Source organism: Streptomyces sp. NPDC048606 (assembly GCF_040650855.1).
Classification (GTDB): Bacteria; Actinomycetota; Actinomycetes; order Streptomycetales; family Streptomycetaceae; genus Streptomyces.
In genome coordinates, this window is the sequence record NZ_JBEZIB010000001.1 from 325,920 (window position 1) to 344,313 (window position 18,394).

14 protein-coding genes are annotated in these 18,394 nt (G+C 71.1%); 9 read left to right on the forward strand and 5 right to left on the reverse strand.

Features of this window, described 5'->3' with window-relative positions:
* Window positions 1–200: 200 nt before the first annotated feature.
* From AB0D01_RS01305 to AB0D01_RS01330, 6 genes are all read left to right on the forward strand, one after another.
* A complete protein-coding gene (locus tag AB0D01_RS01305; protein WP_363052886.1) occupies window positions 201–1,415 on the forward strand; it encodes an ROK family transcriptional regulator in 1,215 nt (404 codons plus the stop codon).
* 118 nt (window positions 1,416–1,533) lie between these two features.
* Window positions 1,534–2,646 (forward strand): substrate-binding domain-containing protein, encoded by a 1,113-nt coding sequence (locus AB0D01_RS01310; protein ID WP_363052887.1) that lies wholly within the window; start codon window positions 1,534–1,536, stop codon window positions 2,644–2,646.
* Window positions 2,647–2,828: 182 nt separating this feature from the next.
* The gene (locus AB0D01_RS01315; RefSeq protein WP_363052889.1) at window positions 2,829–3,617 is read left to right on the forward strand and encodes an ATP-binding cassette domain-containing protein; all 789 of its coding nucleotides are present in this window, start codon (window positions 2,829–2,831) and stop codon (window positions 3,615–3,617) included.
* Between the two features lie 26 nt (window positions 3,618–3,643).
* Window positions 3,644–4,942 carry a sugar ABC transporter permease gene (locus tag AB0D01_RS01320; RefSeq protein WP_363053041.1) on the forward strand — a complete coding sequence of 433 codons (1,299 nt, stop codon included), beginning with the start codon at window positions 3,644–3,646 and terminating at the stop codon, window positions 4,940–4,942.
* A gap of 243 nt (window positions 4,943–5,185) precedes the next feature.
* Complete coding sequence (dxs, locus tag AB0D01_RS01325) at window positions 5,186–7,102, forward strand: 1-deoxy-D-xylulose-5-phosphate synthase (protein WP_363053042.1); 1,917 nt, start codon at window positions 5,186–5,188, stop codon at window positions 7,100–7,102.
* Between the two features lie 115 nt (window positions 7,103–7,217).
* Window positions 7,218–8,714: an amino acid permease gene (locus AB0D01_RS01330; protein WP_363052891.1), complete on the forward strand. Its 1,497-nt coding sequence runs from the start codon at window positions 7,218–7,220 to the stop codon at window positions 8,712–8,714.
* Between the two features lie 93 nt (window positions 8,715–8,807).
* Here AB0D01_RS01330 and AB0D01_RS01335 read toward each other — a convergent pair whose 3' ends face one another.
* On the reverse strand, window positions 8,808–9,920 hold the full coding sequence (locus tag AB0D01_RS01335; RefSeq protein WP_363052893.1) for an LCP family protein: 1,113 nt from the start codon (window positions 9,918–9,920) through the stop codon (window positions 8,808–8,810).
* A gap of 133 nt (window positions 9,921–10,053) precedes the next feature.
* Here AB0D01_RS01335 and AB0D01_RS01340 point away from each other — a divergent pair, with 133 nt between their 5' ends.
* Window positions 10,054–11,184, forward strand: a complete 1,131-nt coding sequence (locus AB0D01_RS01340) for a hypothetical protein (protein ID WP_363052894.1) — start codon at window positions 10,054–10,056, stop codon at window positions 11,182–11,184.
* On the opposite strand, the gene AB0D01_RS01345 is transcribed toward AB0D01_RS01340, so the two are convergent.
* The 4 genes from AB0D01_RS01345 to AB0D01_RS01360 all read right to left on the reverse strand — a co-directional run bounded on the left by AB0D01_RS01345 (window position 11,136) and on the right by AB0D01_RS01360 (window position 15,347).
* Window positions 11,136–12,224, reverse strand: a complete 1,089-nt coding sequence (locus AB0D01_RS01345; protein WP_363052896.1) for a hypothetical protein — start codon at window positions 12,222–12,224, stop codon at window positions 11,136–11,138. The genes AB0D01_RS01340 and AB0D01_RS01345 overlap by 49 nt on opposite strands.
* A complete protein-coding gene (locus AB0D01_RS01350; protein WP_363053043.1) occupies window positions 12,221–13,138 on the reverse strand; it encodes an N-acetylneuraminate synthase family protein in 918 nt (305 codons plus the stop codon). Before AB0D01_RS01350 ends, AB0D01_RS01345 begins: the two co-directional genes overlap by 4 nt.
* 6 nt (window positions 13,139–13,144) lie before the next feature.
* Entirely contained in the window at window positions 13,145–13,927 is a 783-nt protein-coding gene (locus AB0D01_RS01355; protein WP_363052898.1) for an acylneuraminate cytidylyltransferase family protein, read from the reverse strand.
* A 97-nt stretch (window positions 13,928–14,024) separates the two neighbouring features.
* Complete coding sequence (locus AB0D01_RS01360) at window positions 14,025–15,347, reverse strand: DUF6716 putative glycosyltransferase (protein WP_363052900.1); 1,323 nt, start codon at window positions 15,345–15,347, stop codon at window positions 14,025–14,027.
* 264 nt (window positions 15,348–15,611) lie between these two features.
* On the opposite strand from AB0D01_RS01360, the gene AB0D01_RS01365 reads away from it, so the two are divergent.
* The gene (locus AB0D01_RS01365; RefSeq protein WP_363052902.1) at window positions 15,612–16,589 is read left to right on the forward strand and encodes a glycosyltransferase family 2 protein; all 978 of its coding nucleotides are present in this window, start codon (window positions 15,612–15,614) and stop codon (window positions 16,587–16,589) included.
* Window positions 16,586–18,325 (forward strand): polysialyltransferase family glycosyltransferase, encoded by a 1,740-nt coding sequence (locus AB0D01_RS01370; RefSeq protein ID WP_363052903.1) that lies wholly within the window; start codon window positions 16,586–16,588, stop codon window positions 18,323–18,325. Before AB0D01_RS01365 ends, AB0D01_RS01370 begins: the two co-directional genes overlap by 4 nt.
* Window positions 18,326–18,394: the final 69 nt, after the last annotated feature.

Consider the following 18,394-nt stretch of genomic DNA (forward strand, 5'->3'; position numbering starts at 1 on the left):
CGATCTCGGAGCACCGTTGTTCATACTTTTGGTCGGACGTGTCCGGTTCGTGCCGCGTCAGCCTCTTGACGTCGGGAGGGGCAAAGGCTCGACTTAAGGTTCACAAGTTGGAGAGACGCCGGGGTCCTGGAACTCGCATCCGCGACGCCCGGCCGGGGGGCGACGGCCGGCCGTCGCTTATGGGCAGGAGTGGATGAGTCGTGCAGACTCCCGGATCGCAGTCGTCACTGCATCGCGCGAATCTCGAACGGGTCGTGCGGGCCGTGCGCCTCGCGGGATCGCTGACGCAGGCGGAGATCGCCCGCACCACCGGACTGTCGGCGGCCACGGTCTCCAACATCGTCCGTGAGCTCAAGGAAGGCGGGACGGTCGAGGTCACCGACACCTCCGCCGGGGGTCGGCGGGCGCGCAGCGTCTCCCTCAGCGGGGACGCGGGCATCGTCATCGGGGTGGACTTCGGCCACACCCACCTGAGGGTGGCCGTCGGCAACCTCGCCCACCGGGTGCTGGCCGAGGAGTCCGAGCCGCTGGACGTGGACGCCTCCTGGGTGGAGGGCTTCGACCGGGCCGAGGCGCTGGTCGGACGCCTGGTCGAGGGCATCGGCGTCAGTCGGGACAAGGTCATCGGGGTCGGCCTCGGCGTCCCCGGTCCCATCGACGTGGAGTCCGGGACCCTCGGCTCCACCGCCATCCTGCCGGGCTGGGCCGGTATCAACCCCCGCGAGGAGCTCTCGCGCCGCCTCGGGGTGCCCGTCCACGTGGACAACGACGCCAACCTCGGGGCCCTGGGCGAGTCGGTGTGGGGCAGCGGCCGCGGGGTCAAGGACCTCGCGTACATCAAGGTCGCCAGCGGCGTCGGCGCGGGCCTGGTGATCAACGGTCAGATCTACCGGGGTCCGGGCGGCACCGCCGGGGAGATCGGGCACATCACCCTGGACGAATCGGGTCCCGTCTGCCGCTGCGGCAACCGCGGCTGCCTGGAGACCTTCGCCGCGGCCCGCTACGTCCTGCCCCTCCTCCAGGGCAGCCACGGACCGGAGTTGACCATGGAGCGGGTGGTCGAGCTGGCCCGCGACGGGGACCCCGGATGCCGTCGGGTGGTGACCGACGTGGGCCGCCACATCGGCAGCGCGGTGGCCAGCCTGTGCAACCTCCTGAACCCGAGCCGGGTGGTCCTGGGCGGCTCCCTGGCCGAGGCCGGTGAACTGGTCCTGGCTCCGATCCGTGAATCGGTGGGGAGGTACGCGATCCCCAGCGCCGCACGCCGGTTGTCGGTCCTCACCGGGTCGTTGGGCAGCCGCGCCGAGGTCCTCGGCGCGCTGGCCCTCGTCCTGAGCGAGATGGGCGATTCAACGCTTTTGGCGGAAAATGGGACTGGGGTGCGGGCACCCGCGGTCATGTCTTCAAACAGATAACGGATGGCACCGTTGTCATCTCGTTAAGGATTCACTCCTTGACGGCAAACTCGCGGCCGGGGTTGACTCACATCCACCTCGGCCGCGGTGTTGCGGCCTCGTCAGGGAGGTTCAACCCATGAACACGCGTATGCGTAGAGCCGCCGTTGCCGTCGCCGCCGGCGCCATGGCCGTTTCGCTGGCCGCCTGTGGCAGTGCCAAGGAAGCGGGCGACAAGCCGAAGGAATCGGGCGCGGCCAAGGGTGACGCGATCAAGGTCGGTCTGCTCCTGCCGGAGAACCAGACCGCGCGCTACGAGAAGTTCGACAAGCCGCTGATCGAGAAGAAGGTCGCGGACCTCACCGGCGGCAAGGCCGAGGTCGTCTACGCCAACGCCAAGCAGGACGCGACCACGCAGAACTCCCAGGTCGACACGATGATCACCAACAAGGTGGACGTGCTGATCCTCGACGCGGTAGACGCCAAGGCCATCGCGGGCGCGGTCAAGCGGGCCAAGGACGCGGGCATCCCGGTCGTCGCCTACGACCGCCTCGCCGAGGGTCCGATCGACGCCTACACCTCCTTCGACAACGAAGAGGTCGGCAAGGTCCAGGGCAAGGCCCTGCTGGAGGCGCTGGGCGACAAGGCCAAGGACGGCCAGATCGTCATGATGAACGGTTCGGTCACCGACCCGAACGCCGCCCTGTTCAAGAAGGGCGCGCACTCCGTCCTCGACGGCAAGGTGAACATCGGCAAGGAGTACGACACCGTCGAGTGGAAGCCGGAGAACGCCAACACCAACATGGCGGGCGCCCTCTCCGCGCTCGGCAAGGACAAGGTCATCGGCGTCTACTCCGCCAACGACGGCATGGCCGGCGGCATCATCACCGCCCTCAAGGCGGCCGGCCTGTCCCCCCTGCCCCCCGTCACGGGCCAGGACGCCGAACTCGCCGGTGTGCAGCGGATCGTGTCCGGTGAGCAGTTCATGAGCGTCTACAAGCCGTACGCCCCCGAGGCCGCGGCCGCCGCCGAGATGGCCGTCGCCCTCGCCAAGGGCGAGAAGATCGACGGCGTCATCAACAACAAGGTCGACAGCCCGACCACCAAGGGCGTCCCGTCCGTGCTGATCCCGGTCGTCTCCCTGACCAAGGCCAACATCAAGGACACCGTCGTCAAGGACGGCGTCTACAAGGTCGAGGAGATCTGCACCGACAAGTACGCGGCCGCCTGCGCCACCCTCGGCCTGAAGTAGGCCCCGCCGCCTCCCCTCCGGGGGACCCGGCCCCTCCTGCCCTGCCCGGCGCCCCGCCCTCTCCACCCCGCCACCCGCGGGGCGCCGGGCAGAATCGTTTCCCCTCTTTCTCGCTCGTACCCCCCATCCGCCCCGCTCCTGCTCTTTTGCACGACATCCCCGCCGGTCAGGCGGCGAAGGAGATGGTTCATGTGTCCGCTGCGCCCGTGCTGGCGTTGCGAGGGGTCTCGAAGCGGTTCGGCGCCGTCCAGGCCCTGACCGACGTAGAACTCGAGATCCACTCCGGTGAGGTGGTCGCCCTGGTCGGCGACAACGGCGCCGGCAAGTCCACGCTGGTCAAGACGATCGCCGGCGTGCACCCCATCGATGACGGAGTCATCGAGTGGGAGGGCCGCCCGGTCTCCATCGGCAAGCCCCACGACGCCCAGAACCTGGGCATCGCGACCGTCTACCAGGACCTCGCGCTGTGCGACAACATCGACGTCGTCGGCAACCTCTTCCTGGGTCGCGAACTCAAGCGCTTCGGCATCCTCGACGAGGTGGAGATGGAGCGCCGCGCCCGCGAGCTCCTGACCACCCTGTCCATCCGGATCCCCAGCGTCCGCATCCCCATCGCCTCGCTCTCCGGCGGTCAGCGCCAGACCGTGGCGATCGCCCGCTCCATGCTGGGCGAGCCCAAGCTCGTCATCCTCGACGAGCCCACCGCCGCCCTCGGCGTCGAGCAGACCGCACAGGTGCTCGACCTCGTGGAGCGGCTGCGCGAGCGCGGTCACGCCGTGATCCTCATCAGCCACAACATGGCCGACGTCAAGGCCGTCGCCGACAAGGTGGCGGTCCTGCGGCTGGGCCGCAACAACGGTGTCTTCAGCGTCGCCGACACCTCGCAGGAAGAGATCATCTCCGCCATCACCGGGGCCACGGACAACGCCGTGACCCGCCGGGCGGCCCGCACCGGGGAGGCCCGCAAGTGAGCACCCACGACCCCGTCGTCGATCCGCTGGGCAAGGGTCCCGTCGGAGAGCCGGCCGACCGCGGACACGTCGACCCGGTCAACCCGGCGGCCGCGGCCGACGCGATCCCCGCGGTCGACCCCCGCCTGCTCGTGCGCGAGCAGGGCCTCTCCGGTTACCTGAACGAGTTCCGTCGCAAGTTGAAGGCCGGTGACCTGGGCTCCGTACCGGTCGTCCTCGGCCTGATCGTCATCTGGAGCATCTTCCAGGGGCTGAACTCGAACTTCCTCTCCCCGGAGAACCTCACCAACATCGCGATCACGATGGTCGCCACCGGCATGATGGCCGTCGGCATCATCTTCGTGCTCCTGCTCGGCGAGATCGACCTGTCGGTCGGCTCCGTCAGCGGTGTCTCCGGGGCGATCGTCGCCGTCCTCGCCGTCACCAACGGCGTGAACGAATGGGTCGCGATCCTCGCGGCCATCGCCGGCGGCGCGCTGATCGGCTCGATCCACGGCTTCTTCTTCGCCAAGGTCGGCGCCCCCGCCTTCGCCGTCACCCTGTCGGGCCTGCTGTTCTGGTCCGGCGCCATGCTCCAGATCCTCGGCAGCAACGGCACCATCAACCTCGACTCCGAGGGCGTGGTCGGCAAGCTCACCACGTACTACTTCTCCGACGTGGCCGCCGGCTACGGGCTCGCGGCGGTCGCCGTGGTGGCGTACTTCCTCGCCACCTACTTCGACAACCGTCGCCGCGAGGCCGCCGGGGTCCCCTCCCGGCCCCTCACCGAGATCCTGCTGCGCACCGGCGTCCTGGCCGTCTTCACCTTCGGCCCGGCCGTGGTGTTCAACCAGTACAAGGGCCTGCCGCTCGCGGTCGTGCTCTTCATCCTCGCGCTGGTCGGCACCGACTTCCTGCTGCGCCGCACCACCTTCGGCCGCAACGTCTTCGCCCTCGGCGGCAGCGTCGAGGCCTCCCGCCGCGCCGGCATCAACGTGGCCGGGATCCGCATCGCGGTCTTCTCGATCGCGGGCACCTTCGCGGCCATCGGCGGCCTCTTCTGGGCCTCCAAGATCGCGGCGGCCAACCAGAGCGCCGGCGCCGGCGACCTGCTGATGAACGTCATCGCCGCGGCCGTCATCGGCGGCACCAGCCTCTTCGGCGGCCGGGGCCGGACCTGGAACGCCCTCCTCGGCGTGATGGTCATCACCTCCATCCAGTACGGTCTGGCCCTGGAGGGCATCGCGACCCCGATCCAGTACATGATCACGGGCGCGGTGCTGCTCGCCACGGTCGTCATCGACTCGGTCACCCGCAAGACCCAGAAGTCGGCCGGGCGCGCCTGACACCCGGCCCCACCTGGACGTACCCGTCACGGTGCCCGGTGCCACACTCCGTGTGGCACCGGGCACCCGTGCGTACACCTGTGCGCACAGCCGTGCGGGTATACGCCCGTATGAGAGGTGTGACGGAGCGACGGGGTGTACAGGTATGACAAAGGTGTGACCCTGGCGGTACCGCCCGATGACGGCCCGCGCGAGCGGAACATTAGACTCGACAGACCAGCAAGCAACTGCAAGGAGGCACGGGTGCTGCTGACCCGCATCAAGGGACCGCGCGATCTGGACCGGCTCGGCCGCGAGGAGCTCGACCAGCTCGCCGACGAGATCAGGTCCTTCCTCGTCGACGCCGTCTCCAAGACCGGCGGGCACCTCGGCCCCAACCTCGGCGTGGTCGAACTGACGATCGCCCTGCACCGGGTCTTCGAATCGCCCAAGGACAAGGTCCTCTTCGACACCGGCCACCAGGCCTACGTCCACAAGCTGCTCACCGGCCGCCAGGACTTCGGCAACCTGCGCTCCAAGGGCGGCCTCTCGGGCTACCCCTCGCGCGCCGAGTCCGAGCACGACGTGATCGAGAACTCGCACGCCTCCACGGTCCTCGGCTGGGCCGACGGCCTCGCCAAGGCCAACGAGGTGCTCGGCCGCGAGGACCACCACGTCGCCGCCGTCATCGGCGACGGCGCCCTGACCGGCGGCATGGCCTGGGAGGCGCTGAACAACATCGCCGCCGCCAAGGACCGCCCGCTGGTCATCGTCGTCAACGACAACGAGCGCTCGTACGGCCCCACCATCGGCGGCCTCGCGAACCACCTCGCGACCCTGCGCACCACGGACGGCTACGAGCGCTTCCTGGCCCGCGGCAAGGAGCTCCTGGAGCGCACGCCGGTCGTCGGCAAGCCGCTCTTCGAGACCCTGCACGGCGCCAAGAAGGGCCTGAAGGACTTCATCGCCCCGCAGGGCATGTTCGAGGACCTGGGCCTGAAGTACATCGGCCCCATCGACGGCCACGACATCGAGGCCCTGGAGTCCGCGCTCCAGCGCGCCAAGCGCTTCAGCGGCCCCGTCATCGTCCACTGCCTCACCCAGAAGGGCCGCGGCTACACCCCGGCCCTGGAGCACGAGGCGGACCGCTTCCACGCGGTCGGCGTCATCCACCCGGACACCGGCCTGCCGGTGAAGACGGCCGCCGCGAGCTGGACCTCCGTCTTCGCCGACGAGATGGTCAAGCTCGGCCACGACCGCGAGGACGTCGTCGGCATCACCGCCGCCATGCTCCACCCGGTCGGCCTCAACAAGTTCGCCGAGGCCTTCCCGGACCGGATCTACGACGTCGGCATCGCCGAGCAGCACGGCGCCACCTCGGCCGCCGGCCTGGCCACGGGCGGCGTCCACCCGGTCTTCGCCGTCTACGCCACCTTCCTCAACCGCGCCTTCGACCAGGTCCTGATGGACGTGGCCCTGCACAAGTGCGGCGTCACCTTCGTCCTGGACCGCGCGGGCGTCACCGGCGACGACGGCGCGTCCCACAACGGCATGTGGGACATGTCCATCCTCCAGGTCGTCCCCGGCCTGCGCCTGGCGGCCCCGCGCGACGCCGAGCAGCTGCGCGCCCAGCTCCGCGAGGCCGTCGAGGTCAAGGACGCACCGACCGTCGTGCGGTTCTCCAAGGGCGTCGTCGGCCCGGCCGTCCCGGCCGTGGGTCGCATCGGCGGCATGGACGTCCTGCGGGCCCCGGCCCCCGAGGTCACCCGTCCGGACGTGCTCGTCGTCGCCGTCGGCGCCCTCGCGCCGATGTGCCTGGAGATCGCCGACCTCCTCGACAAGCAGGGCATCACCTCGACCGTGGTCGACCCCCGCTGGGTCAAGCCCGTGGACGAGGCCCTGGCCCCGCTGGCCGACCGCCACCGGGTCGTCGTCACCGTCGAGGACAACGGCCGCGCGGGCGGCGTCGGTTCCGCCGTCGCGCAGGCGCTGCGCGACGCGGGCGTCGACGTCCCGCTGCGCGACTTCGGCATCCCCCAGCGGTTCCTCGACCACGCCCTCCGCAAGGAGATCATGGCCGAGATCGGTCTGACCGCCCCGGACATCGCCCGCCAGGTCACCGGGCTCGTCGCCAAGCTGGACGGACGCTACGAGAGCGAGCAGGCCGCCACCGTCGACTAGCCGAGGGGCCGCCGCGGCGGCCGGATCGCGCGGTTGCACGTCACGGGCCGGGAGATCACCCTGGAAGGGTGGGCCTCCCGGCCCGTTCGTGCGTCGTCACCTCTCGGAGGCGTCGGTGAGCAAGGATCTGAACAGCCCATTCCGCACCAAAACGGTGGAGCAGTCCATCCGCGACACGGAGGAGCCGGAACACGCGCTCCGCAAGTCGCTCTCCGCCTGGGACCTCACGGTCTTCGGTGTGGGCGTCATCATCGGCACCGGCATCTTCGTCCTCACGGGCATCGCCGCCCGGAACAACGCCGGTCCGGCCACCGCCCTGGCCTTCGTGGCGGCGGGCATCGTCTGCGCCCTCGCGGCGCTCTGCTACGCCGAGTTCGCCTCCACCGTCCCGGTGGCCGGCTCGGCCTACACCTTCTCGTACGCCTCGATCGGCGAGCTGCCCGCCTGGATCATCGGCTGGGACCTGGTGCTGGAGTTCGCGCTCGGCACCGCCGTCGTGGCGGTCGGCTGGTCCGGCTACGTACGCCATCTCATGCACACCAACCTCGGCTGGGACCTGCCGGCCTCCCTGTCCGGCCCCGATGCCGGCGGCACCTTCGACCTGCTGGCCTTCCTGCTGGTCCTGGTGCTGACCGCGATCCTGGTGGTGGGCACGAAGCTCTCGGCCCGGATCACCGCGGTGGTCGTCGCGATCAAGGTCACCGTGGTGCTGCTGGTCATCATCGCGGGCCTGTTCTTCATCAAGGCGGACAACTACAGCCCGTTCATCCCGCCCGCCCAGCCGCAGGAGGCCGGCGGCGGCCTGCACGCGCCGCTCGTCCAGCTCCTCTTCGGCTACGAGCCCACCAACTTCGGCGTCATGGGCATCTTCACCGCGGCCTCCCTCGTCTTCTTCGCCTTCATCGGCTTCGACGTCGTGGCCACGGCGGCCGAGGAGACCAAGAACCCCCAGCGGGACATGCCGCGCGGCATCCTCGGCTCGCTCCTCATCTGCACGGTGCTCTACGTCGCCGTGACGCTGGTGGTCACCGGCATGCAGAAGTACTCGGAGATGTCGCCGACCGCGCCGCTCGCCGAGGCCTTCAAATCCGTGAACCAGCCGTTCTTCGCCGGTGCCATCAGTCTGGGCGCGTCCGTCGGTCTGATCACGGTCTGCATGATCCTGCTGCTCGGCCAGACGCGCGTGTTCTTCGCGATGAGCCGTGACGGACTGCTGCCGCGCGTCTTCTCCGTCACCCACCCGAAGTACCGCACCCCGTACCGGGCGACCCTCCTGCTCGGCTGCGTCATCGCGGTCGTCGCCGGGTTCACCAGCCTGGCGAAGCTCGCGGAACTGGTGAACATCGGCACCCTGTTCGCCTTCGTGGTGGTCGCCCTCGGCGTGATGGTCCTGCGCAAGACCCGCCCCGACCTGCACCGTTCCTTCCGCACCCCGTGGGTCCCCGTGGTCCCGATCCTCTCGATCGCCGCCTCGCTCTGGCTGATGCTCAACCTGCCGGCCGAGACCTGGATCCGGTTCGCGATCTGGATGGCCCTCGGGTTCCTCGTCTACTTCGCCTACGGCTACCGCAACAGCCGCCTGCACAAGACCGGCCGGGACGCGGAGTTCTGAACACCCGCCGACCGTCCGGCAGGGCGCGGCGGGCCCCGCGGGAAGCACCTCCCGTACGGGCCCGCCGCGCCCTGCCGCGTCGGGCGCCGGGGCTCACCCCTTGGCGGGGGCCTTGGCGGGGGAGTCCTTCGCCGAGGCCGGGACCTTCTCGTCGTTGCGCAGGGCCTCCCACAGCCCCGTCGCCTGCGGCTCGGCCACGACCACCCGGTTGCGGTCGACCTTGTCGTAGTCCACCGGCAGCATGATGGTCTCCATCGTCCCCGGGTCCACGCCCTTCACGCTCCGCGCGAAGTCGGACAGGGCCGTCAGGGAGGCCAGCTCCTTGTCGGTGGTCAGCGACTTGGTGGCGGCGTCGGCGAGCCTGTAGAGGCGGGCCGGGTTGCCGAAGGCGTCCTGCTTCTTGATCTCGCTCAGCATGGCCAGCATGAACTGCTGCTGGAGGCCTATGCGCCCGAGGTCGCTGCCGTCGCCGTACCCGTAGCGGGTCCGGACGAACTTCAGCGAGTCGGTGCCGTTCAGCCGGTGCGTGCCCGCGTCCAGCTTGAGGCCGCCCTTCGATCCCTTCATCGGCTTGTCCAGGGTGACCGTGACCCCGCCGAGGGCGTCCACCAGCCCCTTGAAGCCGGCGAAGTCCACCTCGACGAAGTGGTCCACGCGGATGCCGGACATCTGCTCCACCGTCTTGACCACGCAGGCCGGACCGGCCAGCGCGTAGACGGAGTTGAACATCACCCGCTGCGCCCCGGCGACCGTCTCGCCGTCCGCGTCCTTGCACTCGGGTCGAGTGATCAGGGTGTCGCGCGGGATGCTCACCGCGGTCGCCCGGGCCCGGCCCTTGGGCAGGTGCACCAGCATCGCCGTGTCGGAACGGGCCCCGCTGACGTCGCCGTGGTCGAGGTCGCCGTTGGCGCCGGCCCGCGAGTCGGAGCCGAGCACCAGGATGTTCTGCGCGTCCGCGACCACCTTGGCGGGGCGGTTGTCCGTGCCGATGGCCTGGTCCAGGTCGACGCTGTCGATGTTGCCGTTGAGGTGCTCGTACGCCCACCAGCCGCCGCCGGCCGCGACGAGGACCAGCCCGGCCGCGGTCCAGGCCAGGCCCCGCCGGATCCGGCGGGCGCGCGAACGGGGCGGGCGGGGGGTGTCCGGCCGCGACGCCGGGTCCGCGTCCTCGACGGTCTTCGTCGTGGCGCTGGTGTCTGCTGTCATGCCCGGGGACCGGCCTTCCGAACGGATGTGTGGATTCTCGCGGGCTACAACATAGGGCAGGAACACGTCAGAAAGCCCCCGGGGTATCCTCGTTCTCTCTTTGAGGGCGACGGGAAAGGACTGTCCGGGGTCCATGGGCACGCGATCGAAGAGCGGGACGCGCACCTCCGCGACCCGACCGTCCGGACCGGGGGCCTCCCCGGCGCACGAGCGCGACCCCGCCGCCGCGGGCCCCCTGGCCGGGCGCTGGCTCCTCGCCGGCAAGGACGGTCGCCTCAGCGCCTACGCCCGCGCCGAGGGCGGCCTGCTGCGCTGGACCGAGCGGAGCCCCGGCGGCCCCGACTGGGACGGCCCCGACCTCTTCCCCACCGACGCCCTGACCGACCTGGCGGTGGGTCAGGGACTTGACGGGTACGCCCACTTCGTCGGCCGGCGCCGCACCCGCGACGGGGACGCCGAGACCGTCACCTACCACCACGCGGTCCAGTACCAGAGCGGCCGGCCCCTGGGCCCCTGGGAATCCCTCGGCACCCTCTACCAGCGGCGCGAGCAGTCCCACCGGGGCGGCCCGCCGACCGTCGCGGTCGACGGCGGGGGAGCCCCGTACGTGTTCGTCCGCAACGCGGGGCGCGGCTTCCACGTACGCCGCCAGGACGCGAAGGGTGCCTGGGTCGCCTGGCAGGACCTGCACGGCAGCAAGACCTTCGAAGGGGGCTGCGCCGGCTCCACCTCCGAGGGCCGCGTCCTGCTCGCCGCGCCCGGCGAGAAGGGCGTCTCCCTGTGGGCGCAGGGACGCGACGGCGGCCCGCCGGCGAAGGGCGCGGACGTCCCCCACCCGGCGCGGGACGGCTCGCTGTGCCTGGTGGAGACGGCGCCGGGCCGCACCACCCTCTTCTGGCACGCGGCCGACGGCAGCGGGGTGTTCGGCCACCGCGAGGGGGCCGGCGTCCTCGCCCTGGGCGGGGGCCCGGCCGGCCCGGGGGCGCTCGCCGCCGTCCGCGCGGTCGTCGACGGCTACGACTGCACGGTGCTGGCCCACCGCGCGGCCGACGGGCGCTGCGCGCTGGCCGCGTACCCCACGGAACACGAGGCCGCCGGGCTGTGGTGGACCGAGATCGGCGAGGAGGGCCTGGGGGCGCCGGCCCTCGCCGTGGACGCCCTGGGGCGGGTGGTCGTCGCCTCGATCGGGGTCCGCGGCGAGCTGCTGGTGACCCGTCAGAAGGACAGCGCGTCCCTGTCGCTGGGCTCCTGGCACCGCTGCTGACGGTCGTGCGCCCGCCCCCGGCCCTGCGGCGGGACGCTCGCCAGGCCGTGCCGGGCCACCGCCAGCGCGGAGATCCGGCGCAGGAAGTCCACCGAACGCTCCGCCGTGTCGGGGGTGATCCACGCCTCGTCGAGCTCGCACAGCTCCACGCGCACGGGCGAGCCCGCGAGGACGATCGGCAGGGTGTAGGCGACGGTCGACGCGAACGTCAGCACCGTCTGCCCGATCGGCTCGGTGAGCGCGGTCAGTTCGAGCGGCAGCTCCGGGTGGACGATCTCCAGGCCGGTGGCGACCGCGATGCGTTCCAGCTTCGGCGGGCTCTCCCGGCGGTGCGCCAGGTAGCGGCGCGCCGCGCGGGTGCGGGCGATCCAGCCGATGGCCTCGACGTACCGGTCCTGGTCGACGACCCCGGTCTCCACCAGGGAGCTGCCCGCGAGGTCGGCCCCCGCCCGCACGCGCACCGGCCCGAAGGTCTCCCGGCTCCACGCGTACTCGTTGGCCCGCACCTCGGTGCCCGGCGGGGCGGTGACGGGCATGCAGGTGAAGAAGGTCGCGCGGTCCAGCTCGGCGCGGGCCAGCCACCGGTTCACGGCCCCGCCCTTGGCGGCCGGCCTGGCCTCGCCCTGGTGCCACCGGGTGAGCTGCGCGCCCTCGGTGAGCAGGCTGACGAGTTCGGTCGTGGCGGTGCCGTCGTCGACCACGACGACCTCGCGGGCCTTGGAGCGCGGCAGCAGCAGTTGGATGGTGCGGGAGAACAGGTCCCCGATCACCAGTCGGTCCGCGCCCGCCACCGCCCGTCCGAGCCGCACCAGTTCGTGCGCCCGCCCGAGGTAGCCGGCGCGGACCTCGTAGCGTCGCCAGACCAGGCGGGCGCGGGAGGCGAAGGCGCACAGCCGCCGGACCTGCGCGCGGGAGCGCGGGTCCGTCGGCTGGAGGACGGCGATGGTGAGGGACGCTGCCTCGCCCGGGTGGACGTGGGCCCACTCCAGGACGTTCAGTAGTTGAGCCGGGCTCTCCACCAGGGCGAGGGTTTCGGTCATGCCGAGGCCGTCACGCCTTCGCCGGCGAGGACGCCCGGGACCCGGCGGAGCTTCCTCATCGGGGCGAGTTCGGAGTCGTACACGCGCTTGACGCCGTCGCCGAGGGCGGTCTCGATGGTGCGGATGTCGCGCACGAGGCGGGTGAGGCCGCCGGGCTCGACGGAGGCGGCCTGGTCGGAGCCCCACATCGCGCGGTCGAGGGTGATGTGCCGCTCGATGACGCAGGCGCCGAGGGCGACGGCGGCCAGGGTGGTCTGGAGGCCGGTCTCGTGACCCGAGTAGCCGATGGGCACGTTCGGGTAGGCGTCCTGGAGGGTGTTGACCACCCTCAGGTTCAGCTCCTCCGCCTTCGCCGGGTACGTCGAGGTGGCGTGCAGCAGGACGGTGTTCTCGCTGCCCAGCACCTCCACGGCGTGCCGGATCTGCTGCGGCGTGGACATGCCGGTCGACAGGATGACCGTCTTGCCGGTGGCGCGCAGCGCGAGGAGCAGCTCGTCGTCCGTCAGGGAGGCGGAGGCCACCTTGTGGGTGGGCACGTCGAACTTCTCCAGGAAGGTGACGGCCTCGGTGTCCCAGGGGGAGGCGAACCAGTCGATGCCGCGCTCGGCGCAGTGCGCGTCGACGGCGCGGTACTCGTCCTCGCCGAACTCGACGCGGTGGCGGTAGTCGATGTAGGTCATCCGACCCCAGGGAGTGTCGCGTTCGATGTCCCACTGGTCGCGCGGCGTGCATATCTCGGGCGTGCGCTTCTGGAACTTCACCGCGTCACAGCCCGCGTCGGCGGCCGCGTCGATCAGCGCGAGGGCGGATGCGAGGTCGCCGTTGTGGTTGATCCCGATCTCGCCGATCACGTAGGTGGGCCGGCCGGGGCCGACCTCACGGTTCCCGATGCGGCGGATCCGGTTGCTGTGCACCACTGTTCAGAGTTCCTTTCGGGGGTACTGCGGGGTCCGCGGCGGGGAGGGGGCCGCCGGGTTCTGCCGGGCCGCCGGCACCCCGCCCGGGGGCGGGGCGTCCAGCAGGGGGGCGAGGGCGCGGGCCCGGGCGAGGTCGCCCGGTTCGTCGATCTCGATGGCCCGCTCGGGGGCCGTGGGCACGAGCTGGACGCGTCCGAAGAAGCGGTGGCCGTGCGCGCGGAAGCCGTCGGCGCGCATGGCGTAGACGGAGCCCGTCTCCAGGTACTCGGGCGTACGGTCCTGGCGGCGCGGGCGGAAGGAGCTGTCGTGGTTGACGCCGTCCGCCCGGTGTCCGGGGCCGGCGTCCGGCGCGGCGCTCCACAGGAAGCCGTGGAAGGGCGCCGCGGTGAAGGAGCAGTCGGCGCCGTCCCGCAGGACGGCGAGGACGCAGGCGTCGACCTCCTCGGCCGTCAGGAACGGGCTGGTGCACTGGACGAACACCAGCACGTCCACCGGGGGCGCCTGGCCCTCCTCCAGCCGGTCCAGGGCGTGCGCGAGCGCCGACTCGCTGGAGGCCAGGTCCGAGCCGAGTTCGGCCGGGCGCTCGACGACCTCGGCGCCGGCGGCGCGGGCGGCGGCGGCGATGGCCCCGTCGTCGGTGGACACCACCACCCGGGTCACGTGGGCGGCGTCCCGGCAGGCGCGGACGGCGCGGGCGACGAGGGGGATCCCGCCGACCTCGGCGACGTTCTTCCCGGGGATGCCCTTGGAGCCGCCCCGGGCGGGTATGACGGCGGTGACGTTCACGAGGTTCTCCCCGGGGTGTCGACGGTGGCAGGGCGGGTGGTGCGCGGGCGGGCGGCCCGGAGGCGGGCGGCCCGGGAGGCCCGGGCGCGGACGGCGCTCACACGCCGCCCCACTGCTGGATCTTCGGGGCCACGCGCTGGACCCCGAACCGGTAGGCGACCCGCAGGACGCGGCGCGAGGTGCGCCGCATCGGTCCGGAACCATGCCCGGGGAGGGCCCCCGCGCCGGGCGAGCCGTCGGGGTCGAGGCCGCGGCGGCGCAGCAGCGTACCGACGTACTCGGGGGCGCTGTCGGCCGTGTAGTACGGGGAGATCGGGGGCAGTGGAATCCCGCGCAACGCGACGATCCGTTCGCGGAGTTCACCGAAGGGATCGGCCGAGCGGATTCCCTGGTCGACCGTCCAGGATTCGTGCGCGAGGGGAGCGGCGCCCTCGTCTATGGCCGACCAGTCGGTGACGCAACCCGAGCCGACGAAATAGTGGTTTCCGTGTATTTCCCGTACGCCGAGATCGCTCAGGATCGCGGTCGGCATTCCCCGGTGCATCGATTCCAGGGCGGCCGTGGAGCTCACCGTCACCAAAAGGTCGGTGCGGTCGAGGGTCTGGGACATGTTGCCGTACACGAAATGCAGATTGGGCGGCAGCGGCTCGTCGAGTTGTTCGGCGAGCGACTGGTAGTGATAGGCCTCCACATGGGTGGTCGCCTCGCCCGGCTTGCTGCGGAGTTTGACGAGGACGTCCCGGCCGGGGCGCAGTCGCGCGTGGGATATCGCGCGGCGCAGCATGTACAGGCGGCCGTTCCGGTCGGCGGGTACGGACGGCTGGACGGCGAAACACACGGTATAGGGGTGTTCGGCGTGCGTCCGGTTCATGTCGTAGGGCCGCTGGTCGAGAAAGGGCAGGGCGGTCTGCACGACGCAGGATCCGGGAATTCCGAGGGGCTCGTACGTCTCGCGGAAACGACGCCGGTCGAAGGGGCTGTTCGCGAGGACGATGTCGGCGCCGGCGCGCAGCAGCAGGCCGTCCGCCATCTTCTCGTAGACCACGCCGACGTAGCCGGTCATCAGGATCGGCCGGCGCGGGGATCCGGCGAAGCGGCGGGCGAGGGCGTGCAGGGCCGCGTGCGTGGCGCCGCCGACCGTGCCCAGAATGATCAGGTCCGCCTGGTCGAGTTCCGGGGCCGCGGCGAACTCGGCGAGCGTGGCCTCGGTGAGGGAGGCGGGGGCGATGCCGACCTCGGCCAGTTGGCGGGCCGTCGGGGTGCTCCGGCCGCGGAGCATGTGGGCGTGGACCTCGCTGCCCGGTGCCAGACCCACCGCGAGCCCCGCGCCCCATTTCCAGCGGGTGTCGGAGTCTGCGAGCACGTGGATGCGCACTGGTGATTCCCGGTTCGGTGGGGGAGGCCCAACTGCCTTCGACATACCCACAGGTGGGCGGTGGCACAGCCTGGATCGCCGCGCAGTCCGACAGAACCATACATGCTGATCTCGGCTTTACATGTCACGGAGACGCTTCGATGGAGAAGGAGTTGTACGTCACACCCCGGTGATCGTTCGGGGTCGCGTACGGCTTCTGCCATGATGGCCGATGTGTTACCCGAACGTAGGCCGGTGGAGTGCGCGGACATCCCGTCCGGGCGGCCTGGCGAGGGTGTGGTGAAAATGGGGAGATGGTGAGTGCTTCCGATGGTGACCCTTTCGGTGATCGTCGCGATGTGTGACGTCAGGGACTACTGCCGGACGGCACTCAAATCCCTGGCGCTCAATGCCCGGGAGGATTTCGAGTTCATCGTCGTGGACGACGGATCCGTTGACGGAACGTCAGAGATTCTCCAGGAGATGGTGCCCCGGATTCCCGGCGCCCTGTTGATACGCAATCAGCGGAACCTGGGCATATCGGCCACCCGGAACATCGGTCTCGCGGCCGCCCGCGGGCGATTCTTCACCTTCCTCGACGGGGACGACTGGTACGCCCCGGGATATCTCGCGCAACTCGTCGGCTGGATGGGTCAGTCCGGCGTCGACTTCCTGCGCACCGGCCACGTCCGCGTCTACGGCAGGAAGCGGAAGATCGTCACGGCGCCGCTCGCCCCCCGCGCGCTCCCCCTCGACCCCACCGACTACATCGGACCCGTCGACGCCTCCACCTTCATGGACTACCCGCAGTCCTGGGCCGGCATCTACGACCGCGAGCGCCTGCGCGAGGTCGACGCCCTCTTCTTCGACGAGAGCCTGCGCACCGCCGAGGACCGACCCTGGTTCTACAAGCTGCACCTGCGCACCCGTTCCTTCGGGGTCGTCGACCTCCACGGGGTCTTCTACCGACGCGACGTGTCGACTTCGCTCACCAAGGCCCCCGACGAACGACAGCTCGACTTCCTCCCCGCCTTCCGACTGATTTTCGAAGAGCTCGCCCGCCACCCCCGCGGATATGAACTCTCCTTCAAGGCGATGCGAACTCTGTGCGCCCTCGTCGTCATTCACATGGACCGCGCCGAGTCCTACGAGGAACTCACCCGGACCCTGCTCATGGAGCGATCCGCACTGCTCCTCGAAGAACTGCCCCGGGACGTCCTCGAAGGGACACTGGAGGGAATGGACTCCGTACGCGTGAACAAGCTCAGGGCGCTGCTCTCCCACCGGCAGGGCGTCGCCGGCCGATGACCCGCATATTCGCCGCCTCCACCCTCTACGGCGCCATGACCGTCGCCGCCGCCGTCGACGCCGGTCAACTCGGCGACGACGACCGCGAACGCGTCCTGCTCGTGTGCAACAACGTGGACATCCCCGAAGTCGCCACACCGCTGCACCACATGCCCGGCGCCGCCCCCGTCCTCGAACGCTTCCACCGCGTCGTCTACTGGAACGACCTGATCTACCCGTTCCACCCGGCCCTGTGGTCCCCCCGCGATGAGGACGCCCCCCTGTGGCGCACCGTCATGGCCGAGAAGATGGGGCTGCGCCCCGGCCCCCTGGAACTCGTCGTCGAGTCCATCCAGGTCAAACCCGCCCAGACCCTCTGCAAGATCTTCTCGGACGCCACCCTCGCCGTCTACGCCGACGGCGTCATGAGCTACGGCCCCACCCGCAACGACCTGCCCCGCTCCCTGCACGGCCGCATCACCCGGGTCCTCTACCTGGACCTGGTCCCCACGCTGGCGCCCATGCTCCTGACCGAGTACGGGATCCCCTCCGAGCCCGTGCACACCGGCGCCGTCCTCAAGCTGATGGCGGAGGTCACCGAGGAGTGCCGGCCGATCCTCGAACGGGTGATCCCCGCCGACCTGGCCGCGCGCGGCCCCGAGACCGCCGTCCTGCTCGGCCAGTACCTCTCCCCGCTCGGCATCCTCACCGAGGAGGAAGAGGAGGAGCTGCACCTGCGCATGTTCCACGGCGCGCTGCGGCTCGGCTTCACCTCCGTGGTCTTCAAACCGCACCCCAGCGCCCCCTCCAGCCTCGCCGACACCCTCGGCGAGGCGGCCCGCGCGGCGGAGGTCCCCTTCCTCGTCCTGGACGTCCCCGTCCTCGCCGAGGCCGTCTTCGCCCACCTGGCACCGCGCCGGGTGATCGGCTGCTTCTCCACCGGCCTGTTCACCGCCCGCGCCCTCTACGGGATCCCCGTGGCCCAGATCGGCGCGCTGGAGGTCATCCGCCGGATGCGGCCGTACGCCAACAGCAACCGCATCCCCGCCACCCTCACGCACGCCCTGCTGCCGGACCTGGAGGAGGAGGCGGGCGCCGTCGAGGACCGGGTGCTGGACGTGGCGCACATCCGCTCCGAGGTCACCCCGTACGTCCAGGCCGTCGGCTACTGCATGCAGCCCAAGCGGTACGCCTTCCTGCGCGAGGTCGCCGAGACCTACGTGGCCGCCGCCGTCGAGCGGTGGGACGAACGCCCCGAGCTGTCCATGCACTTCAACGAGCGCACCCGCGTCCGCCTGGACCTGCCGGGCCCGCGGACCTGGAAGTGGCGCCGCGGCACGGGCTGGACCTTCCTCGCCACGCGCGAGCGCGGCCTGGACGACGCGCCGTTCACCGACATCACGCTCGCCGGGTTCGCCTCCCTGGTGGAGGCCAGGGACGACCGGGGCGTGCTGGAGGTCGGCGCCCGCCTCCTCGCCGAGTACGAGAACCTCGACCTGCTCGTCGGCATGGCCCAGGCGCACATCCGCCGCAAGGAGACCGGGGAGGCCGAGCGGCGCCTGCGGCGCGCGATGGAGATCTCCGCCGACAGCGGGCGGGCCCTGGTGTGGCTGCGGATCGCGGAGACCGCCGCGAAGATGGGCCGGGCCGGCGACGAGATGCGCCGCGAGGCGGGCCGCAACGCCCTGCGCATCAACCCCGAGTCGCCCGCCGCGCAACGTCTGGTCAAGCCGGGCCGTCTCGGCCGCAGGAAGTGAACCCGCCGGCCGGCGGCGTACGCCCGCCGGTCGGCCGCCGGCCGCGCACGCGGAAGGGCCCGCCCGCAC

What these genes read in the sequence shown, in the direction of transcription:
- AB0D01_RS01345 (WP_363052896.1), bottom strand. Translation starts at nt 12,224, where the DNA reads ATGACCGAAACCCTCGCCCTGGTGGAGAGCCCGGCTCAACTACTGAAC.
- AB0D01_RS01340 (WP_363052894.1), top strand. Translation starts at nt 10,054, where the DNA reads ATGGGCACGCGATCGAAGAGCGGGACGCGCACCTCCGCGACCCGACCG.
- AB0D01_RS01310 (WP_363052887.1), top strand. Translation starts at nt 1,534, where the DNA reads ATGAACACGCGTATGCGTAGAGCCGCCGTTGCCGTCGCCGCCGGCGCC.
- AB0D01_RS01365 (WP_363052902.1), top strand. Translation starts at nt 15,612, where the DNA reads ATGGTGACCCTTTCGGTGATCGTCGCGATGTGTGACGTCAGGGACTAC.
- AB0D01_RS01370 (WP_363052903.1), top strand. Translation starts at nt 16,586, where the DNA reads ATGACCCGCATATTCGCCGCCTCCACCCTCTACGGCGCCATGACCGTC.
- AB0D01_RS01315 (WP_363052889.1), top strand. Translation starts at nt 2,829, where the DNA reads ATGGTTCATGTGTCCGCTGCGCCCGTGCTGGCGTTGCGAGGGGTCTCG.
- AB0D01_RS01360 (WP_363052900.1), bottom strand. Translation starts at nt 15,347, where the DNA reads ATGTCGAAGGCAGTTGGGCCTCCCCCACCGAACCGGGAATCACCAGTG.
- AB0D01_RS01335 (WP_363052893.1), bottom strand. Translation starts at nt 9,920, where the DNA reads ATGACAGCAGACACCAGCGCCACGACGAAGACCGTCGAGGACGCGGAC.